The following is a 21359-nucleotide window of genomic DNA, read 5'->3' as shown; positions in this document are numbered from 1 at the left end:
AAGGGCGTTTAATAGCGGTCCAAATGCATTGGATCTCATGGAATATATGAGATCCTTTAATTCGTATGTGAACGGAATTGTAATTAATGATATACAGGGAAGACGGCTTTACAGTTTGGCATCAGCAAGCGGAGATATTTTTTTTCTCAATCGCTACGATACCTTTATCCAGAAGTATAAGGAAGATCCCTCGCTGCGGGACAAGGGGATGTTCACTTCGATTCTAAAAGACGACAGAACAGGAACGGAACAGTTCTTTTATATAGCGCCGATTGTGGAGGCCATCGGGGGAATCTATTTCTCCCAAATTACGGGTTACTGTACCGTTTTGGTCAATATGGACAAAATGCAGGGGCTTGTAGAAAATACGGAATTAACGCCCAACTCTACCTTATACATTCTGAATAGCCGGGATGAGGTGATTGCTTCCACCAATTCCAATGCCCGAGGTGCGTTATTCAGAGATGTTCTGTCTATGGATAAGGGCCTCCTGCTTAAAGGGGTCAAAACAACTATCGATGGGGAAGATATTCTTGTCCAGGTTAAGGGTTTGGAGCAGGCGGACGGATGGCGGCTTGTGAGTATGATTCCAGTGCAAGAGCTTACTGCGGACATGAACCCTATACGGAAAGTCAGCATTATCGTGGGGATTGGGATGATTCTAAGCATGCTTATCATGGGCAGTTTCTTTATGAACAATCTGATGCGTCCGGTGATGGGACTTGTTCTGGATATGAAGAGAGTGGGGAGCCGGGACATGGACTTCCGCATTAAAGTCCGGTCTACCAATGAAGTAGGCATGCTGGCCTGCGACATTAACCGGGTAATCAATGAAAGGGAACAGATGGCAAGAGATATGATCAAGACCCAGGCCAGATTATATGAATCTGAGCTGAGTCAGAAACAGGCGGAGTTTGCTGCCCTGCAAAGCCAGATCAACCCCCATTTTCTCTATAATACGCTCAATTGCATCAGCAGCATCGGATTGGAATACGGAAGCAGGGAGATCGCGCAAATTGCATCTTGCATGTCCAAAATATTCCGGTACAGTATAAGAAAAGATGATCTTGTACGGATAAGGGAAGAGCTGGACTGTATTCAGGCTTATATGAACATTATCGCCATCCGGTATGAAAATAAATTTATCATCGAGATCGATGTGGACGAGGGACTCCTGGAGATGCAAACCCCCAAGATGATTCTCCAACCCATTGTGGAGAACGCGGTCTATCATGGGCTTGAGCGGATGGATCAAGGGGGCCGGCTTCAAGTTACCGGGAGCATAGATGCGCATGGGGACGTGTGCTTCCAAATCACGGATACCGGGAAGGGAATGGACCCGGAGCAATTGGCTTCCCTTCAGGCTAAGTTGGGCATGGCATCCCCGGAACCTGCACCAGATGGCCAACCTGCTACAAGCATCGGACTTTCCAATATCCATAACAGGCTTCGGCTATTGTTCGGAGAGGGTTACGGGATCGCCATAGAAAGCCAGATCGGCCATGGGACGACCGTGACCGTGAGGATTCAAAAGCTGTTAAACAACCGCAAACATTCGGAAGAGTAAGGTTATGTCGATACGTCAGACACACTACCTACAATGTAATGTTTTTCTTCAGGACACATCCCTTAATTGGGGTTTGTGTCCTTTTTTTTCTTCGGATTCCCGGCGATAACAATCAGACGTTGAGAGGATTAAGCATAATCCGAAGGTCAAGACACTTTTTCTAAAACGGTTACCAAAACAATTTAAGATAGTACATTTTTTAAATTTTCTCTGAAAGTAGAATGAGGACATGGCTGAAAAAATCAATGACAGGGGGATGGATGAAGTTGAAAGCGGTTTTATGGGATAGGAAAAGATTCAGGTATTTGCTGTTTTGTCTCGCAGTGCTGCTGATGCTGCCGCAATGGAACGGAGCGGCTATGGCGGCAGGGGTACCGCCAGATAGGGCGGATTTGGCATCCCGACAGGAGGGAAAGGATATGTCTGATTTCTACAATGTTATCATGCAGACAGGGGCCGACCCTTGGGTTTACAAGCATACGGACGGCTACTACTACAATGTGTTTGTCAATGCCAGCGGTATCATGATCCGCAGAGCGAAGACGATTACCGGCATTGATGCGGGCGAGAGAAGCTTAGCCTGGACACCGGTTAAAGGTACCATGTACAGTTCCAATGTTTGGGCGCCTGAGATGCACTATCTCAGAGATAACGATGGCCAATTCAAATGGTATATTTACTTCGCAGCCGACAACGGAACCAATGCAAACCATCGCATGTACGTGCTGGAGAACGCCAGTGATAATCCAATGACGGGAACCTGGGAGTTCAAAGGGAAAATTACCGATTCCACCGACCGTTGGGCAATTGACGGCACAGTGCTGACTGTAAATGAGGATCACTATTTTATTTGGTCCGGCTGGGAGGAAAACGACGGAAGCTTTCAAAATTTATATATCGCAAAGCTGAGCGATCCACGGACCATCAGTTCGGAACGGGTTCTGATTTCAACGCCTGAATATGACTGGGAAACTTCCCCGGGGAGGATCAATGAAGGGCCGGAGGTCACTGTAAAGGGCGACACCATCAATCTGATCTATTCGGCCAACGGAAGCTGGACAGACAGTTACTCCCTCGGGTTGATCACGGCCAAGATTAGCGACGATTTAATGAACCCTGGCTCCTGGGTAAAGCGGGATAAGCCGATCTTTTCTAGCGCCAATGGTGTTTACGGCCCCGGCCACCATAGTATCGTCTCATCTCCTGATGGCGCGGAGAACTGGATTATTTACCATGCTGCCCGCTGGCCGGGGTCAGGCTGGACCCGCAAAGTCTATGCACAGAAATTCACTTGGAAAGACGACATGACGCCGAACCTGGGAGAGCCGGTAGATCCGAACATACCGATTGCCATACCTTCCGGCGAGCCGATGCGGAAGCGCTATGAAGCGGAACATGCGTTGCTGGTGAAGGATCCGATTGGAGAAACTTCTCCGGCTGTCCGGCGGGAAAGCACGGCATCAGGCGGGATGAAAGTCGCGAGAATTAAGAACGCTAATGATTATGCCCAGTTTACAGTAAATGTGCAGGAGGCGGGATTCTATAACCTGTCCGTGCGCAATGCCAACGGCTCCCCCAATGCCAACGGCTCCCCCAATGCGGCGGATGCCTCCCATATATTGTCGGTCAACGGCAGTTCCGGTGCCAAATTGAACATCGTCTATTCTGGTCCGAATCGTTGGGGAGCCTGCACGGCGAAAGTCTTCCTTAAGGGAGGCGACAACATCATCCGCTTCTCGAAAGGGAGCAATCTGGCCGAAATCGACAGTATGGATCTATTTAAGCTGGATACATCGGAAATTTTATTTGAATTCCCGGGATTCACCCTGGGGTTGAACGAAACCCGCAGTTTGCCCCTGTATACGGTAACGGGCGCTACCTATACCGCTATCGATACAGGAGCTACCTTCAGTTCTTCCGACACGAAGGTAGCCATTATTGATGAAGGGGATCAGATTCAAGCTGTCGGGGCGGGCAGTACGACAATTACCGCAACATATAATGGGAAAACAACAACGGCTGCGGTAACCGTTGTCGCAGAGCCCAGATCGGTGCAGTCACTTGACATGAGCGGATTGGACAGCGTTCTTACCAGCGGACAGCGAAGCCTCCCATTACAGGTAACTGCTCGCTATAACAATTATGAAATGAAGAATGTGACAGCTGATGCTCAATATACCAGCAGCGATCCCGGGGTGGCCCGGATTGATACTGTCTCGGTCACCCCTTCGGTATATGCAGATAAACCGGGTACAGCTCTTATTACAGCCGAATACAACGGCAGCAAAACGGCAATCCATTTGACGGTAATCAAGGCTTCTGACGCGGTTCAGGTGGTTTCCGAATTGAGGACTCCTTCCGGAGTGACTCCTGATTCGCCCAGCGTTGTGGATGTTGTATACAATAGCGAGTCGATGACGGCGGAAGTTGTCAGCTGGAAGCCGGAGGGAATGGACTTCAGCTCTCTTGGTACGGTTCAGGTGCCAGTCATTCTGAAGGTGGATGGCCGAGATATTCCTTCCACTGTATCCGTAGAAATTGTTGCAGGATGGGGCCTTGATGACATTGTGGACCAGCTCCGCAATAGACTGGCGAATTTCTCTTATCCGTTGGGCACGGGGTTAGGCAACTATAGCCAATCCAAGTATGACGCTTTTGTGGCCGAGGTGGATAAAGCGGAGGAGATGGCCTCCAACCCCGATCTGAGCAAAGAGCAGTTTGACGGGCAGCTGGATAATCTCGCTCAAGCGGAAGAGGCTCTGTTAGCTTCACTTAACCTCGTACAGGATGGCGTTGTCTATAACGCTTACCGGGATTTCTCCGGCGATACGGTAGGCAAATACCCTTACGGTATCACCACCGAAGATCTGACCAATGGAGCTACCGCAACGGTAAAGGAAGAGGACGGGAATAACTTTCTTCGACTGACCACGACCGCTACCTCGGGCAAGGCAAACCTATTCCTGCCATATACAGGCGAGGTAAAGGCTGGGGCGGATCAGCGCATCGTCATCGAATACCGCGCCAGATTAAACAGCAGCTTCCCATACGCGAATGGCGCCATGATGAGAAACGACAGCGGTACCGGCAATTATTCGATGGTCACTGCTTTTGATACCGGTAAGTTTATTGTACAGAACGGCGGATCCAAGAAAGCAGTCAAAAACGTGTCCTACAATACATGGTACAAAATCAAAATGGTGGCCAACTGGGATAACAAAACCTACACCGTCTATCTCGACGATGTTCCGGTAGCTACGGATTACAATTTCCGCCATACAGGCGGTGACAAGCTGATCGGACAACGGTTCGGTATCGACGGATACGCCAATGCCTCCATCGATTTTGATGATTTCAAAGCTATGGTCATAGGAGGACCATAGGCAGCGCCAGAGGGTCTTGGGAAAGTCGATGAAACAGCGGCTGGCGCCAAGGATGGACGCATCACCGGGGTGAATGATTCCATGGAATGGTCTTCAGATCATGGCGGCACCTGGCTAAATGTAGAAGGTGATACACTTGCCAATCTGCCGACCGGAACGTACTGGGTTCGATACCGCGAAACGGACACACATAAAGCAAGTCCTTATGTGGAGTTCACTATTATGGTTCAAACCTTCGATTCAATTCATCCTATCTTGGTTAGCTCTTCCCATTCGATGGTCCCATGCCTCTTCAGGAAGAAAGGTAAATGTTTTAGTTGTCATGTATACACAAAAATAAATTTAATACAAAGGAGAAGCTTTGGTTTGTAATCTCAATGTCTGTTAGAATTCAGCCAATTACTAACATCTTCAAGTGTTTTTTTCAACGCTGAAAACACCGCTTACCATCTCAAATAGAAAACAAACCCTGAAATATGAGAGAGCCGATAACCGCGTAATAGGGTTATCGGCTCTGTGTCTGTACGACTAGCTCTTTGACATGCGACTATCAGCAACCTCTTGGTTATGTCACTTGTTGCTGGTCTTCTTGATCAAGTCCACGCCATCGTATGCCAAACTTTCCACACTTGCAGCCTTCTGCAGTATGTAATGATCAAAAAAGTTCTTCGTGTAGTCTGTAACAAGATTTCGCATCTCCATAGCATCCCGTTCGCCTCTGAGTTCCTCATTAACACTGGTAAACACGATGTCGCAGTAATCTAAATGCGCAACACGATCAACAGAGAAATAATAGGTTTCCATGCTATTGTTAGCGCCAATTATCGCATTCATGTTATAGTTTGGTTCACAAAACAGTAGCAAGAAGGGTTTCTTAAGGTCGCTGCCCTGAAGGCCGAACGCACCGCTATCCAAGCCAATCCCGCAGGCGAACCGATCGTCGTCCCGGCAAACCATCGCCGTAGTAGGCCCTCCATAAGAATGTCCGACTATGCCCATGCCGATGTCAAGCAACAATCTGCCCTTAAAGATGGAATTCAGCTCTCCAGAGTCCAGTTTGTAAAGATAATCGGCTACATACCTTACATCTTCTGCCTGTAATTCGCTATACTTTGTTAACTTGGCAAGTATCGGCAGTGTAAGCACGTTTTGGCACATCTCAATGGCTGTTTCATCGTCAGGCCGCATCTCCATCTTACCAGCCAACGCCACCATCTCCGGATCTTCAGAAAACGCCATAATGACATCCGAAAAATCCTTTGATACATTAAACAGGCGCCCATCTTTACGCTTATACATCGTGCTATTCTGATGCCCGATGCTTACCACAACATATCCCATGCTTGCCAAGTCAGTACAGATCACGGTACCCCATTCTGGAGAACCGCCCCCGCCGCAAACATAGAATAACACCGGATAGCGCTTTTCCTTCCTGGAGAGAGCAAGATCGTCGTAACACTGGGTCTTGATATCTATAGAGTAAGCATCCTTCAACGCAGCGAGAAGTGGCTGCTCATCAAGCATTTCGTAGAATTCTGGAAACATGTACGTTGATGTAGTCTTACCTTCGCTACTGTCGGACGGATAGTACACAAACGCCGTCAGTTCTCTTTTTGAATGATCTGATGCCGTATACTCAAAATCCATCTGGGTTCGACCGACAGCATAGTTGCCAATTGGTTCCGGAAATGCGTCATAAGTTTTCATTTTCTTGTTCCCCTTAATTAATAAAAGTGGCGAATGTGAAATATATATTACTTCTACTCCTTGGCTTTCTTGAGATCGTTAAGCATTTCAGCATATTTATGATCTTCAAGCAGCCCATGACTCATAAAGTCAGCAAAATACTTGCTAATCTTATGTTGCAGCTTAGAGTCCTTAATATCGAATTCCCTAAAAAACATGACTAAATTAAACTGCATCGACTCAAACATAAAAGAAATCAGGTCGTCGTCAATATCAGGTCGGAGATATCCATCAACCCTCATTCGGCGTAAAATATCCTTGATTAAGGGGAATGACTCGCCCTTTAGCACATTCAGATATATTTTAAGCAAAATGTTCTCAGGAATGTATAAAAGTGTTTCAGTGAGTTTGATTTCCAACTCGTTCAGCGGCTCGGTCACAATGCCATTTACGCTACCAAATAAGCCAGTAAGGAAAAACTGGAGGAGGGAATCTTCATTACTGTTATTAAAATACGCAGCTCTTTTCTGGGTCACATTACGTATTAAGAGACAATATAGGTCATCTTTGTCTTCAAAATACCGATAAAATGTTCCGGGGTGCATGGACAAACGATCCAAAACCATCTTCATAGTTATATCCTCGTAAAGATGATCAACAAAAAGATGCATAGCGCTATTAGATATTTCCGCGCGCCTTGCTTCATCTAAACGAAAGAAAGTACTTTTTGGCATAGATTACTCCTTTATGTGAGTCGTGAATTGATTCACACTATATCGGTAATTCATTCACATGTCAAGCAGTGTTGAAATATTAATATCATAATAAAAGATTTATATGAAGTGAAAAGGACGGGACGAACGGTTACAGAGGGAAGAGTGGGAAAGGAGCGAAAATGTGTTGGAGGAAAGTAATAAAAAAAAGATGAAAAGTGTTACGCCTCCACAATTCATGAAGCCGGTTGAGAAAATCGTGATGATCTGAGGGGGATATATGTGGAATGACATATATCGAAAGACAAGAACACGAGGACACACATCAAAGAGCCTTTAAATGATAGGAATTAAATAAGTAAATTGTGCTGATCGATTGTATTTTTAGAAGTGAGCTAAGAACATGGAATGGCCATCCATAAGAGATTTCCTCGATGTCCCATCGCATCTTACAGGAGAAAACATTGCTATCGCAGTAGTTGATGGGTGTTTTCCACCTCATCCTGATATAACAACAAACAATCAACGTGCAACTGCATCATATTAACCAAACAGAGAAACGTATTTTAACATCTATTAGAAGCCGCTAATTATGCGGCTTTTTATATTTATGTTATCAAGTTCTTGTCAATACACAATGACAAGAACTTGATAACATTCCCGACTGATGACAAGAACATGGTTACATGCCGGAAAGAATTTCATCGACGGTGGTAGACGTCCTTTGATTAAACTAATGGGCAGAATTGTTTAATTTACCATCCTTCGTTAAATTAAATTTGTATTCAGTCAGGCCAGAACTGTGCACTTAGCAATCCATGAGAAACCGGACATACTGTTGGATGATAAAATGTAGACATAAAGGAGGCTGCATATGAAACGTGCAATCTTGATGATGAATGTGCGAGAAAACCAGGGAGGAGAGTCAATCGCATGGCAAAGATTGTTTTCGCATTGAACCAGTCTCTGGACGGATTCGTTGACCACGACCACATGGCATTTCAGCCCGACCCCGTGCTATTCCGTCATTTCATCGACGACGTGCGCGGCCTCGCGGGCATCCTGTACGGGCGTCGTATGTACGAGACCATGCGGTATTGGGACGGAGACCATTTTGAATGGGATGCGCCGGAACGGGAATACGCAGCGGCGTGGCAAAGCAAACCGAAGTGGGTGGTGTCGAGGACGTTAAAGTCCGTCGGTCCAAACGCTTCTCTGATCGAGGGCGACCTCGCAGCGGCCATACGTGGGCTGAAGGCTCAGTATGAAGGGGATATTGAAGTTGCCGGACCGGAGTTGGCCCACAGTCTAACAGAGCTCGGACTCGTTGATGAGTATCGACTCTATCTCCATCCAGTCGTGCTGGGTCACGGCAAGCCGTTCTTCGCCGGTCCGCGGCCGCCGCTGCGCCTCGTGGCAAGCGATCGAATTGGCGAGAAGGTGATCAGGTTGACCTACGTTCCAGCTTAGTGTGCGGTTGACCCAGCGGCCTAAAGGGCACTTTACTTTAATAGGGATTCTCCGTCTGTAGCGGCAGTCAGAGGATCTCTTATTCATTAAAATTTGTTCAGTTATGCGAAATGACATAGTTATTCATGGAATTGACGATTGACCTTCGTTGGAAGCAAAGTTATCCGTAAAAACGGAATCTCAGACAAAGCAGTGAAGGCAAATTGAATTTTCCATTAAAACTAACGGGAAACGAAAGCACGATCAAAATAAGAAAGCAGCTGATCAAGGTGATCAGCTGCTTTTGTTGTAGTAGCAGGAAGAATTTTACTTTTTCCATTATTTGGTGTAATATATGAAGTAAAAAGGACGGGACGAACGGTTACAGAGTGAAGAGTGAGAATGTATTCTAAAAGATTTACAAGAAAAAAGATAAATTATTGAGCTGAAAGGTGGAAAACGGTGAAACTAAAAAAAAGAAGAAACCGGATGTTCTTTGTATTTATCAGTGTATTGTTTATCCTCATGACTGCAGGATGTTTTGCATCACAAGAGACTCATCAGTTTGAGCAAGTGAAAGAGCAGGAGCAGGAGTATGACCAAGGAAGTGGAATGAAATTTTCCAGCCTTTCTGAACAGAAGATCGAGGATTTTGCTAAGCTCGGTAAGGTATGGGGAATGGTGAAATATTACCATCCTAAGGTTGTATCTGGGGATATAAATTGGGACTATGAGCTATTTCGGGTGATGCCTTCTATTTTAGAAGAAAATTCGGATGTGAATTCAATTCTCTATGATTGGGTTCATACGCTAGGTAATGAGAGCATTCCCGGGGATCTTGAACAGCAATACCAGTTTTCCGAAGATTCCATACAACTCAGTCCAACCACAGATTGGTCCAAGGATGAGGAATATCTTGGAACAGATCTGAGTCTTGAATTATCTAAGATTTTAGATTCTAACATTTCAGAACGGAAAAATGCATACGTTAGCTTTAATGATCAATCACCCTTAGGGATTATGCATAATGAAAACGCTTATACTAGTATGAAATTTGATGACACCGGCTACAGGTTGCTTGGTTTATTCCGCTATTGGAATATTATCGAATACTATTTTCCTTATAAAGATGTCATCGAAGAGGATTGGGATCAAGTGCTGCTAGAGTTTATTCCTAAAATGATAGATGGGTCTGATTATGATTCCTATTTCATGACCTTAGCAGAACTAACAACTAGAATACACGATTCTCATGTTTATTTGGGTGGCAAAAATAGAGAGTCCATTACTGAGTATTTTGGAACGTATCGACTTCCCGTAAACTTTGTCGAAATTAACAATCAGATTGTTATAAGTACAGTCTATAACAAATGTGGACTTGAGGTCGGAGACATTGTATTAAAAGTAGGTGACAAGAGTATTGATGAATTATTAGAAGATAGAAGAAAATACATCTCACAATCACGAGAAGACACGTCAGCTCATTTCTTTAATGCATTATTCCGAACTCATCAAAAGAATATGGACGTTACCGTAATTCGACAGGGAAAAACGATGAATATCAGTGCGACGAGCAGCCTACAAGAGATGAATTACTTTGTTTATACGAAATCGCAAGCAATGGAGAACGGAGAGATCTACTATATTAATGCCGGTCTGTTGGTAGATGGCGAGATTGATAGCATCATGAAAAAATGGTGGGACACTAAAGGTCTGATTGTTGATCTTAGAAACTACCCTTCTAGCTCAGTTGACTATAAGTTGGCCCAATATCTGATCCCTTCTGAGGAAGAGTTTGCTAAAGCGTCACTTCCTAATCGTGCAGTACCAGGTGAATATTATTTTGAACCTCTTACCTCAGTGAAGCCTCAACGGAAAGATGACGAGGTTTATAAAGGGAAAGTTGTGATTTTAATCAATGAGCATACTATGAGTAACGGTGAGTTTACAACGATGTTACTCAGAAAAACAGAAAATTCAATAGTTCTTGGGAGGCCAACTGCTGGAGCGGATGGCAATTTATTTAGAATTACTCTTCCAGGAAATATAAAAACTGCCATAAGTGGAATCGGAATATTTTATCCAGATAAAAAACCAACGCAAAGAATAGGAGTGCAGCCTGATATTCGTCTTGATCCCACCATTGAAGGAATTATGGAAGGTAGGGACGAGTATGTTGAGAAAGCTGTTGAAATAATTAAAAATGGTTATTAAACTATTGCCTCCTACATATACAAGAACTTCATCGGTAGAACTATAAATTTAAAAATTGAATTTTTTTTAAAACCCGTTTGATGGACCCATTGAAAGTCGCTAATTTAGCGGCTTTTTTGTTTTATCGGTACAAGAAAAATAATGGGCCAGAGAAAACAGAAAAATACTAGCCTAAGATGTCGGGGACGAGAACATAGTCCCATTGAAGGTCTCGGTACAAGTTCTTGACCCAAGCCGAGGACAAGAACTTGTACCGATTACCGGAACAAGAACAAAGTCCGATTACCGATTAGATGAGTATCTAAATGAAAAGCGATTAAAACCTCATAAGTAGCATTATGTAGGACAGTTTTCGCATTTCAATTCAAGACTTAGCGATCATTTTATTAATAAGTCGTACAAACTTCGTATGGTCGTCATCCTGCGCTATTGTCACGACTATGCTCTGAAATCGCAGACATAATCAGTACAAAAATATAAAAAGGACCGTAAGTGTTCATCTTATGACCTGGCAGCATCTATATAAAAAATATCTAATGAACGACGATACCGGTTTCCGCCTCTTTTTTGTTAACGTCTTCGGAAATGCTCCGCCGCGTGCCAGAGCGAAGAAGATGAGCAGGGCAATAATCGAGCCAATAATGGATGGAATAATATGGAATCCGCTAATCGTCGGCCCCCTTGGTCCCAGCAATTCTGTTCCTAACCAGGAACCGATAAAACCCGCAATAATGTTCCCAAGTACACCGCTCGGTACGTCCCGCCCAAACAAGTTGCCGCTTAACCAGCCAATAAGCCCACCAACAATGAGTACCCAGAGCAGATCCATGGATTGTTCTCCATTCTTCGGATTTATTACTAGTTATGTTGGGCTCAGTGGAATATACCTCATCTCCCAGTTGGTGGAGGAATCTAAAGTGTCTGTGCTAAGATGAGGGTAAATTATGATTCAAGCTGGGGAACAAGGCTAGAAGGGGTGCACATTGAAGAAAATACTTGTCATTGACGATGAAGTCGCAATCAGAGATTTAATCGAGCTCGTACTGAGAAGAGAAAACTACGTCGTTCAAACGGCTGAAAACGGAAAAATAGCCCTGCAGCTGCTGGATGCTTTTGGGCCGGACCTGGTGGTGCTTGACTTGATGCTGCCTGACTGCTCCGGATATGACCTGTGCAAGGAAATCACCGGGAAACGTGCCGTTCCTGTGATCATGCTCTCTGCCAAAAATGAGGTAATCGACAAGGTGTTGGGACTAGAGCTAGGGGCGGAAGATTACATGACCAAACCCTTTGACAATCGCGAATTGCTCGCTCGGATCAAGGTGATTCTGAGAAGAAACGAGAGCAAGGAGGAATCAAGTGAAGGAACAGAAGTGAAATCTACACGCATCATTCATGAAGAGCTGACATTTGATCTCGAAAGCCGAAGGGTGCTGAAAAACGGTGTACCCGTGTCTTTAACGGCCAAAGAGTTTAAAATTCTGGAATCGTTACTCAAAAGGCCAGACAAAATCTTTACCCGGGATGAGCTGCTGCAGATCGGATGGGGATATGACTTTATGGGAGACAGTCGCAGTGTGGATATGACCATCATGCGATTACGGAAGAAGCTGGAGGATAACGCGGACGAACCGAAGTATGTCAGGACGATCTATGGATTTGGCTATCAACTTGGAGGTGGCGAGGCCTGAAGTATGCAACCCGGTTACTACTGAATTATTTATTTTTCTCCGTGCTGTCCTTTGGCATCATCATTTTTGCGGTGAATAAAGCCATCGATTACTACAGCTTCATTACCATTGAAAAACAGATGATGGAGAAGGCGGATCTGTCCGAGTTGTCCTTCCGTGAGGTGTTGGCACAGCATAGATCATCGACAGGAGAACCGCAGACAGAAGAAATCGTCAGACTTGCTCTGGAGAAGCTGAAAGCTTCAGGCAAGGAAGTACGTATCTATGATAGCTCCAAGCAGTTGCTGGGCTTGGCAGTGGATGGCATCATCATTAATGATGGCAAACCTCTTATTTTTGAAAAGAATATTGAGAAAGCCCTGAGCGGCAGTTACGCCTACACCGTAACGGAAGATCATCTGCTTTATTTTGCCACTCCCATTCAGGATCAATACTACCAAAACGCTTATGTGTATGAGTTCGTGGAGGACATTTCCTACTTTTATTCGATTATGGATCAAATCCGTTATATCCTGTTTGCGGGTGCAGGCGGATTTATTGTACTGATTACGTTATCCAGTCTGTGGATTGCCCGCAACACAACCAAGCCGATTAAGCTGTTGCTTGGCGCTGCACAAAGTTTCTCTAGACAGGAGTTTCGGAGAGTTCATCTAAACCGGAAGGATGAGCTGGGCATGCTGGCAGATGGGCTGGATTCCATGGGGCGGCAGCTTCATGATTACATTCAGTACCAGAAACAATTTGTCTCCAACGTATCTCACGAGTTAAAAACACCATTGGCAGCCATTCGTGGTTTCTCTCAATACTTGGTTGAAGGGGAGAACGAGAACAAGGAGCTGCAAAAAATCTATGCTCATCTTCTGCAGGAATCGGATCGGCTGACGCGCTTGATTAATGAACTGTTGTTGCTATCCCGATTCGACAAGGCTGGTTCTAACGAACTGGAAGCCCGGAAGACGGAAATGAACGAACTGATTCAGCAAGTCGCAATGAGTATGGGTGCCAAGGCCAAAGATAAAGGAATCGAGATTATGTTCAGGGAGGCGGAAGCGGAACCGGAGGATAAGCCTATGACGAGAGTTCACGCCAACGTGAATCCAATGCTGATGTCCCATGCGATCGCCAACCTTGTGGACAATGCCATAAAATATTCAGGCAGTCCATCGCTAATCGAATTAAAGTTGGACCATACGCCAAGCGAGGTAGTTATAAGGATACGTGATCAAGGTATCGGTATCGCGGGCGATGAGCTGGAGAGAGTGCAGGAACGCTTTTACCGGGCGAAAAATGCAAGCACAGCGAGCGGTTCAGGTCTTGGACTTTCGATTTGCAAAGAGATTGTAGAGCGGTTTAATGGATATATCGACATGGAAAGTCAAATCGGGGAAGGAACGACCGTTACGATTGTGTTACCCCGTGCGTAAACACGCGCGAAAATAGTTAACGTTACAAGATTGATACAATTCTGTTATGAGACTAAAAAATGCTTTTTTTATAATCACTTCATAAGAAGAAATCACACATTTATGGAGGGATCATGATGAAATTGATAAACAAAGCTACATCTGTTATCCTGCTGAGTATTTTACTAACGATGGCACTGACGGGCTGTCTATCCAATGGTGCCAAGCCGCCAGAAGCGGCGCAGAACTCGGCTGAAAAAAACACGCCCGACGAACAGGTCAAAGGCGAAGGAGCATCCAATTCTACTGCGCCTGCTTCAGAAAATTCGGAAGGACAAAGCGCTGAAGCCATTAAGGAAGGTTCCATGGAGAAGGAAGGCAATGTGGTGCTGAAGGAGCTTGCTTTTGTCTATAATGAGCACACCATTGCGATTTCGGATACAGCGAATGAAGATCAGATGGAACAGATGCTGGGCAAACCGGATAACCTGAAATCTCATACGTACAGTGCTGGCGATGGAACAAACATGGATACGTTAATCGGTTTTACAGAAAAGGTTTATACGTATCCTGGTCTGGAGATTAAAACAATCAGTATACCGGAGGGGAAACAAGACTCCATCTTTCATATCGAAATTACAGATCCTAAGTACGCGACAGTGCGAAACATTAAAGCAGGAGATAGCCTGGATACACTCAAAAACGCCTACCCTGAGGGGAAACTGCTTGGTGATGGAGCCCCTAATGAGGAGGATGACTTCCGTTATGAGCCATCCAATTATGTGGATGTGATGTCGTTTCATATCAAGGATGCCAAGGTGGAGAGCATTCAGATCTACAGCCTTCTGGACTAATATTTAGTGATCGATGTTGGTAAGCATTCATACGATTCACCTTTAATACCTGCCCGGGAGGGGCAGGTATTTTCTCGTATTTTCTCGTTTATAGCTCGTTTATAGAATAGTATCGAGCTGACAGGTTGTCTCTTAAATAACTTAGACATGGTACAATTTTGCCATACACAACTTTTATCCAAGTGATGAACATAAGATCCTTCAAAAAACAGTCGAGACATGGACAATGCATTATGCATTCATAAAGGTGATGTGATTAAAGAGTTAACGGAAATCCACGTTGTCTTCCGACGATGTCAAGGGACAACAAAATGGTCCGATTACCGGTTGATGAAGATCTAAACAGATCCATATTTGTAGAGCTTACATTGAGATTAAAGAATTTGTACATACGGATGCTTCTGCAGCCTATTCTTTTGGAATTATAAAATAAAGTAGTTTCTTTGTGCTTAGGTTAAGATAAGTCCCCTGTTTAAGCACTAATGCTACCCGCGTACGTTCTTTAATTAGTAATTAGAAATGGAATATACTGATGAGGACGTAGCCCAAGCGAAGGCGCGAGAGCGTCTTTTTATTGAACTAACGGGCAGGATACTTTAAGGTCATGCGAGGTGAACCGTATCACAAGTAGAGCGAATATTTAGCAATACCTTATTGTTGACAATAAATAAACGATCATTTATTATTGATTCATGAGATATAGAGATGATAACAAAGTCGAAGCAATATTTGACGCGACCGTACAGCTAATTAATGAGATCGGTTTCTCTGAAACGTCGATATCAAAAATTGCCAAAAGAGCGAGTGTATCGGCAGCGACGATTTATATTTACCATGAGAACAAAGAGGATCTGCTCTACAAGACTTACTTGAAGATTAAAGACAAGATGAGCGAGAAAATGTTTCAGGGAGTGGATCATACCCGAACAGTTTACGAACGATTTGAAGCTATCATCCGTAACTATGTTGATTTTATTCAATCGTACAAAGAATATTTTTTGTTTCTGGAGCAAATCATGAATTCGCCTTTGCCCCAGAAATGGTGCCTAGAGGATACGGCAAGTCAGTTTCAGCCGATCTTCGAGATGTTTGACGCTGGCATCCGACAAGGGATATTGAAGAAGGAGGATATTAACATGCTGGTTGTTTACTCCATCTTGCCAATAGCCGAATTGTTGAAAGCACATTTGAAGAACGGGAGCATATTGAATAGTAAACAATTAGATTCTGCCATCAAGATGAGTTGGGACGCAATTAAGGCATGATCTATAATTCCCGAGTATAACAAAGTATTTTAGCGATGCCTGGCATCGCTTTTCTCTCCACTAATAATAAATGATCGTTCACTTATTAAGATGGAGAGAAGATTAAAGGAGGCAAAGAACAATGAAGTTTACCATCTTTGGAGCTAGCGGGGGTACGGGCTTACAGCTAATTGACCAAGCGATCAACAAGGGGCATACCGTAAAAGCCTTTGCACGTGCCGCAGATCGAATCCCGTTTACCCGGGAGGGATTAACAGTTGTAGAAGGCAATGTATTTAGTGAAGAGGATGTAGGATCGGCTGTTGAGGGGCAAGACGCGGTGTTTGTAGCTTTAGGAGCGACAGCAAGAAGTCCTTCAGATCTATGCTTACGTGGGACTCGTTCCATTGTGAACGCGATGAGAAGGCATAAAGTAAAGAGACTTGTCGTTCTTACGGGATTTGGCACCAGCAGAGAAAGCAGGAATCAGCTCGGAATTGGGATGAGAATGATTGTAAAACTGGTTTCTTTAATAACGTTCCGAGAGTTTTACGATAAGGAAAGGCAGGATGGTATTGTGCGGAACAGTGGATTGGACTGGACTATCGTTCAGCCATCAAGGCTCACCAATGAGCCGGGCAAAGGGCGATATAAGCACGGTGCTTTTACTCCTTCCATGCTAGCTAAAATTTCTCGTGACGACGTGGCTAGATTCATGATCGATTCAGTCGAACATGCTCGTTACATCAAACAATCCTCGTTTATTCATGACTGACTGAAACAGCTTAGCATGTAGTAATGACCTAATTACATATAAAATATAAGCTTTCGGAGGAATAAATCATGAGACCAAACTGGACGCCTGACGATCTCCCAAACTTAATAGGAAAAACCGCTATCGTGACGGGAGGCAATAGCGGGGTAGGCTATTATACGGCATTAGAGCTAGCGAAGCACGGTGCCAAAGTGATCATTGGAAGCCGTGATCCTAGGCGCGGCGAAGAAGCAATCATAAAGATGAAACAAACGGCACCGAATATAGATGTAACAGTGGAGCCATTAAACTTGGCTGATCTGAAGTCAGTTCGAAGCTTTGCCGACACGATCCAAGGGAAAGTGAAAGGAATAGACGTCCTTATAAACAACGCTGGGGTAATGGCCGTTTCCACTCGTGAACTGACGGCCGATGGTTTTGAAATGCACTTCGGAACCAATCATCTTGGACACTTCGCGTTGACGGGTCTGTTATTGCCGTTAATTGAAAAGAACCACGGTCGAATCGTTACAGTTAGCGCACAGTCAGCTCAAATGGGTGATATAAATTTTTCTGATTTAAAGATGGATAATAAATACAGACCAATGGCAGGATACAATCGCTCGAAACTTTCAAACCTACTGTTTGCCCGAGAATTAAATCGACGTGCGAAGAAGAAAGGTATCTCTTCTATAGCAGTACATCCTGGTACGAGTCCTACAGGAATCGGGAGAAACGTACCGAAGGGAACCAAAGCATTCGGACTGCTATTAATGAAAATATTCGGAACTCCTCCTGATCAATCATCTTGGCCATCACTTATTGCGGCGACGGATTCGACAATCACCGGAGATGTTTACGTAGGGCTAGGAATGAATCCTCTAAAGGCTAAGAAACCAAAGTTTGTAGATTTTCCCAAAAAGGCATTGGATGTGCAGCTTGCGGAAAAGCTTTGGTTACAATCCGAGAAGTTAACCGGAGTAGTTTATGACTTGTAAAAAACTACCGAAGATAGCTCCTTTTTTTCGCCGATAGACTGTTAAGATGAACCGTATCACATATGCCAGGGCATTACGCAAACGTAGAAACGATAGCTCAATGAAGACATATAGAGGCAGCCGGCTTTATGGTCGACAGCTTTTTCTGGGCTAACGGGCAGGGAATTCGTGTTGGGCGACAAAAACATAGTCCCATTGAAAGTCGCTATTTGTCGAAGGACACGAACATCGTTCCATTGGAAGTCGCTAATTTGGTGGCTTTTTTTGTGTTTTCTTATGTTTGAGAGGATAGGAGGTGATAAACATAGTAAAGCCGCAGAGGTGCAAGAGCACAACATACAATCAGTCAAATTCGAGTCAACCTCGCACGGGGAAACGCCCATCGTGCTTTGGCGTTACTGTGGTCATTGCGACGCCAAGTTGAGGAAAAGGGCTTGGTGATGAACGGGGGCATTCTTATCTTCCTTGACGAAGGTTCGCCTGTCTACACTTTGCTGTTAGAAGTTAAGGTACAGAGCATAATGCCTAGTTATGTTGAAAAATTGTTAGCCGAGATTGAAACCGATCTACGTGACAGCGAAGGTGCATCCGAACGTCACAGCGGTCCGTATAACAACTCACTGATCGAACCACTTAGCGAGCGTGAATTAGAAGTTCTACACCTTATTGCCCATGGCCCATGGTCTTTCAAATCGTGTTGATAAACTTCAGGTCAAGCAGGCAGGCGGAACGAGGCTGTAGCACGCGTTCGTAAGCACCGTCTGTTGTAAACAGTTCCCCACAAATACAATACTTTAGTATCTATCTCGAACAGTGATGCGACCGATATACTTGGCTTAAGTTGTGGCCAAGGAGGTAACCCATTTGAAAGCGATGGTCTGCACTAAATACGGATCACCGGACGTTCTTGAACTGACAGAGGTTAACAAACCAGTTCCGATGGCGAACGAAGTACTGGTGAGGATTCGCGCAACGTCCGTAGCGGCAATGGATGTTCGAATTCGCAGCTCTGACTTTCCTCTATTGTTGTGGATCCCAATGCGATTTCTGCTCGGCTTCAGAAAACCCAAAAAAACCATTTTAGGAGTAGAGTTGTCTGGAATCATTGAAGATGTAGGTAAAGACGTTAAACGATTCAAAAAGGGCGATGAGATTATGGCTTATCGAGGAATGAACTTCGGTACTTACGCCGAGTATACGTGTCTTCATGAAGACGGAATGGTAGTTATGAAACCCATAAATTCAACTTATGAAGAAGCAGCGGCCTTTGCCTTCGGTGGGCTTTCGGCCCTGTATTTCTTAAAAAAGTCGAACATTCAGAGTGGTCAAAGGGTTCCTTTCTATGGAGCTTCTGGTGCAGTGGGCTCATCGGCAGTTCAGCTCGCTAAGCACTTTGGTACAGAGGTTACCGGTGTTACTAGCACTACAAATATAGACTTGGTGAAGACGTTGGGAGCTGATCTGGTCGTTGATTACACCACAGAAAATTTCGTGAACAGAAATGAGCGATATGATGTTATCTTTGATGCCGTTGGGAAAATTTCAAAAGCGAGATCCTCTAAAGTCTTAGCTCCTAATGGAACCTATGTGTCCGTGGATGGTCAGGGCATAGCGAAAGTAAGCACCAAGGATTTGCACTTCCTCAAAGAGCTTATGGAAAAGGGAAAATTGAAATCAGTTATCGACAGATGTTACCCGTTGGAGCAGATCCCCGAGGCTCACAGATACGCAGAAACAGGACGCAAAAAGGGAAATGTGGCCATTACAGTAGGCGAGTGTCGGGTGACATAAACATAGTAACATTAGAAGCCGCATAATCAGCGGCTTTTTATACACCATTTATTAAACTAACGGGCAGGATTACGTAACACCAGTATGGAATATAAATGGACTTGTAACGGATTAAGGACTTTAAATTTGATGAGAAAAGGAGGATGAATAAGGGGAGCTACGATAGTGATGCTGAGCAATATAACGGTATGGTGAACTCGGGAGGGCCAGAGGGTTCCTACAGATATATTTTACAACAACTAAAGAATCTATCTGTTCTAGCCGACCTAAGAATTTGTGACATCGGTTGTGGTCAGGGTGAATTAGCCTACCGTTTATCCGAGCTTGGAGCAAAAGTAACTGGAGTCGATTTGAGTGAAAATCTTTTAGTGTACGCCCGAAACCTTAATAGCTTTACCCCTCGTTTCCCGTCCTCACTGCCTAAGCCGCCCGTCGCATCGACAGAGTACACCCCTTAGAATAGACATTGGAAAACCCATGGGTAATCCGATGCATGCTAAAGCGTGTATTTTTATGCCAAGAAGCAGATTTGGCTTACGCTCGAAACCATCGGAAGGCTTCTTTATATTTCTTTTGCATATTCCGTATTTTCAAATGCCATCGTAAGACGCGGCAAAGGTATGCCTAACTTTTTTGCTTCTCTCACAACTTCAAGTACCGCAAAACCTGCTTTACTATTGTTGTATTCGACGAAAAGTCGCGGTAAGCTGCTCTTTGCAAAAATAACCTTGTTAAAAAGCGGGCCGAGAAGTGCCGGTGGAATCTTGGTCAGCAGTAGAGTAATCGCGTCCATCTTTGCGCCTCTTGCTTTAAGTATGGGCATCATTTCCCTCATATGCTTACCAACATTTGCGAAGGAGTCACTATGATTCATAAGTGCTGGAAAGCTTCCGCGTTTTAACACCTCGGCCTCCATCGCCGCATTCATGGCAAAGTGATTCCATAGCCAGCTTTGCATATCCTTGATCCAACTGATTTTAAAATGGGCACTTTCAAATAGTTCTTTGATCTGGTTGTTCATCTGTTCCGTGCCTGCCCGTGGTTTCTCCAGAAATATCATTTTCAAAAAGCCGCCTCTAAGCTTATTGTCCGTGATGCCGCCCCCTGCTGCTGGAAATCCAAAGACCACCTTGTTCATAGACAATGGCGAGATCGCTGATTTTAAGTCTTGCCAAAGATTATTGAAGATGAGGATTGGGGTGTTCCCGGCGGCAGTCGATAGGAGCTGTGCTGCTGATGGAAGTTGCTCCGTGTTGACACTCGCAATAATGAGATCGTAATTTGACCCTATCTCCTCATGCAGTGTGACGTTCCAGTTTTCTTTTATGAGCTGTTTCCCTCTTCGTGCGTCCCACATTTCAAGCGCGATATGGCTTCCGAAGGTTTCTTTTCTCCCTTTTCTAACGTAAAACTCAACGGTATGCCCTGCCTTTTCGAATGCCCAAGCATACTGGGTTGATATGACGCCTCGACCGAAGAATAAAATTCTCATGTTAGCCTCCCTAGAATAGTTGATCATCCAACAACGTGTTGTATAATGTTATTGTATAGATTCATAATAGGGTCATCAACCATCAGATTTTTAAGATCTGTCGCATAATCGATGAAACAG

At 44.5% G+C, this 21359-nt stretch carries 15 protein-coding genes and 2 pseudogenes; 13 read left to right on the top strand and 4 right to left on the bottom strand.

Annotation, left to right across the window (positions count from 1 at the left end; all coding sequences use genetic code 11):
• Positions 1-115 precede the first annotated feature (115 nt).
• Positions 116-1567, top strand: a complete 1452-nt coding sequence (locus tag GYMC10_RS15620; RefSeq protein ID WP_235201632.1) for a sensor histidine kinase — start codon at positions 116-118, stop codon at positions 1565-1567.
• Positions 1568-1827: 260 nt separating this feature from the next.
• The gene (locus GYMC10_RS31620) at positions 1828-4950 is read left to right on the top strand and encodes a family 43 glycosylhydrolase (RefSeq protein ID WP_049788705.1); all 3123 of its coding nucleotides are present in this window, start codon (positions 1828-1830) and stop codon (positions 4948-4950) included.
• Positions 4951-5520: 570 nt separating this feature from the next.
• Here GYMC10_RS31620 and GYMC10_RS15610 read toward each other — a convergent pair.
• Together GYMC10_RS15610 and GYMC10_RS15605 are read right to left on the bottom strand one after the other, a co-directional pair.
• Positions 5521-6657 (bottom strand): choline esterase, encoded by a 1137-nt coding sequence (locus GYMC10_RS15610; RefSeq protein WP_015735382.1) that lies wholly within the window; start codon positions 6655-6657, stop codon positions 5521-5523.
• Positions 6658-6710: 53 nt separating this feature from the next.
• Complete coding sequence (locus GYMC10_RS15605; protein WP_015735381.1) at positions 6711-7370, bottom strand: TetR/AcrR family transcriptional regulator; 660 nt, start codon at positions 7368-7370, stop codon at positions 6711-6713.
• 912 nt (positions 7371-8282) lie between these two features.
• On the opposite strand from GYMC10_RS15605, the gene GYMC10_RS15600 reads away from it, so the two are divergent.
• Both GYMC10_RS15600 and GYMC10_RS15595 read left to right on the top strand, forming a co-directional pair.
• Positions 8283-8819, top strand: coding sequence for a dihydrofolate reductase family protein (locus GYMC10_RS15600; RefSeq protein WP_015735380.1), 537 nt, complete (start codon positions 8283-8285; stop codon positions 8817-8819).
• 441 nt (positions 8820-9260) lie between these two features.
• On the top strand, positions 9261-11012 hold the full coding sequence (locus GYMC10_RS15595; RefSeq protein ID WP_015735379.1) for a S41 family peptidase: 1752 nt from the start codon (positions 9261-9263) through the stop codon (positions 11010-11012).
• 595 nt (positions 11013-11607) lie between these two features.
• On the opposite strand, the pseudogene GYMC10_RS33225 reads toward GYMC10_RS15595, so the two are convergent.
• Positions 11608-11841: pseudogene (locus GYMC10_RS33225) on the bottom strand (GlsB/YeaQ/YmgE family stress response membrane protein); the annotation flags it as partial.
• 154 nt (positions 11842-11995) lie between these two features.
• Between GYMC10_RS33225 and GYMC10_RS15585 the strand changes: the two are divergent.
• The 9 genes and pseudogenes from GYMC10_RS15585 (at position 11996) to GYMC10_RS15545 (ending at position 20205) form a co-directional block, all read left to right on the top strand.
• Positions 11996-12703, top strand: a complete 708-nt coding sequence (locus tag GYMC10_RS15585) for a response regulator transcription factor (RefSeq protein ID WP_015735377.1) — start codon at positions 11996-11998, stop codon at positions 12701-12703.
• 71 nt (positions 12704-12774) lie between these two features.
• The gene (locus tag GYMC10_RS15580; RefSeq protein WP_261979263.1) at positions 12775-14127 is read left to right on the top strand and encodes a sensor histidine kinase; all 1353 of its coding nucleotides are present in this window, start codon (positions 12775-12777) and stop codon (positions 14125-14127) included.
• Between the two features lie 113 nt (positions 14128-14240).
• A complete protein-coding gene (locus tag GYMC10_RS15575; protein WP_144374245.1) occupies positions 14241-14960 on the top strand; it encodes a hypothetical protein in 720 nt (239 codons plus the stop codon).
• A 692-nt stretch (positions 14961-15652) separates the two neighbouring features.
• Positions 15653-15757 (top strand): annotated as a pseudogene (locus tag GYMC10_RS33295) (TetR/AcrR family transcriptional regulator); the annotation flags it as partial.
• A 90-nt stretch (positions 15758-15847) separates the two neighbouring features.
• On the top strand, positions 15848-16225 hold the full coding sequence (locus tag GYMC10_RS15570; protein WP_261979262.1) for a hypothetical protein: 378 nt from the start codon (positions 15848-15850) through the stop codon (positions 16223-16225).
• 121 nt (positions 16226-16346) lie between these two features.
• Positions 16347-16979 (top strand): NAD(P)-dependent oxidoreductase, encoded by a 633-nt coding sequence (locus GYMC10_RS15565; RefSeq protein ID WP_015735373.1) that lies wholly within the window; start codon positions 16347-16349, stop codon positions 16977-16979.
• Positions 16980-17047: 68 nt separating this feature from the next.
• The gene (locus tag GYMC10_RS15560) at positions 17048-17956 is read left to right on the top strand and encodes an oxidoreductase (RefSeq protein ID WP_015735372.1); all 909 of its coding nucleotides are present in this window, start codon (positions 17048-17050) and stop codon (positions 17954-17956) included.
• 864 nt (positions 17957-18820) lie between these two features.
• Positions 18821-19747 (top strand): NAD(P)-dependent alcohol dehydrogenase, encoded by a 927-nt coding sequence (locus GYMC10_RS15550; protein WP_015735369.1) that lies wholly within the window; start codon positions 18821-18823, stop codon positions 19745-19747.
• Between the two features lie 143 nt (positions 19748-19890).
• Positions 19891-20205: a class I SAM-dependent methyltransferase gene (locus GYMC10_RS15545; RefSeq protein WP_036660411.1), complete on the top strand. Its 315-nt coding sequence runs from the start codon at positions 19891-19893 to the stop codon at positions 20203-20205.
• Positions 20206-20309: 104 nt separating this feature from the next.
• Here the strand turns inward: GYMC10_RS15545 and GYMC10_RS15540 are convergent, their stop codons facing one another.
• On the bottom strand, positions 20310-21239 hold the full coding sequence (locus GYMC10_RS15540) for a ketopantoate reductase family protein (protein WP_015735368.1): 930 nt from the start codon (positions 21237-21239) through the stop codon (positions 20310-20312).
• Positions 21240-21359 lie beyond the last annotated feature (120 nt).

The organism is Paenibacillus sp. Y412MC10, assembly GCF_000024685.1.
GTDB lineage: Bacteria > Bacillota > Bacilli > Paenibacillales > Paenibacillaceae > Paenibacillus_AQ > Paenibacillus_AQ lautus_A.
The sequence above is the reverse complement of the archived record's forward strand: the minus strand, read 5'-3'. Positions and strand labels throughout refer to the sequence as shown.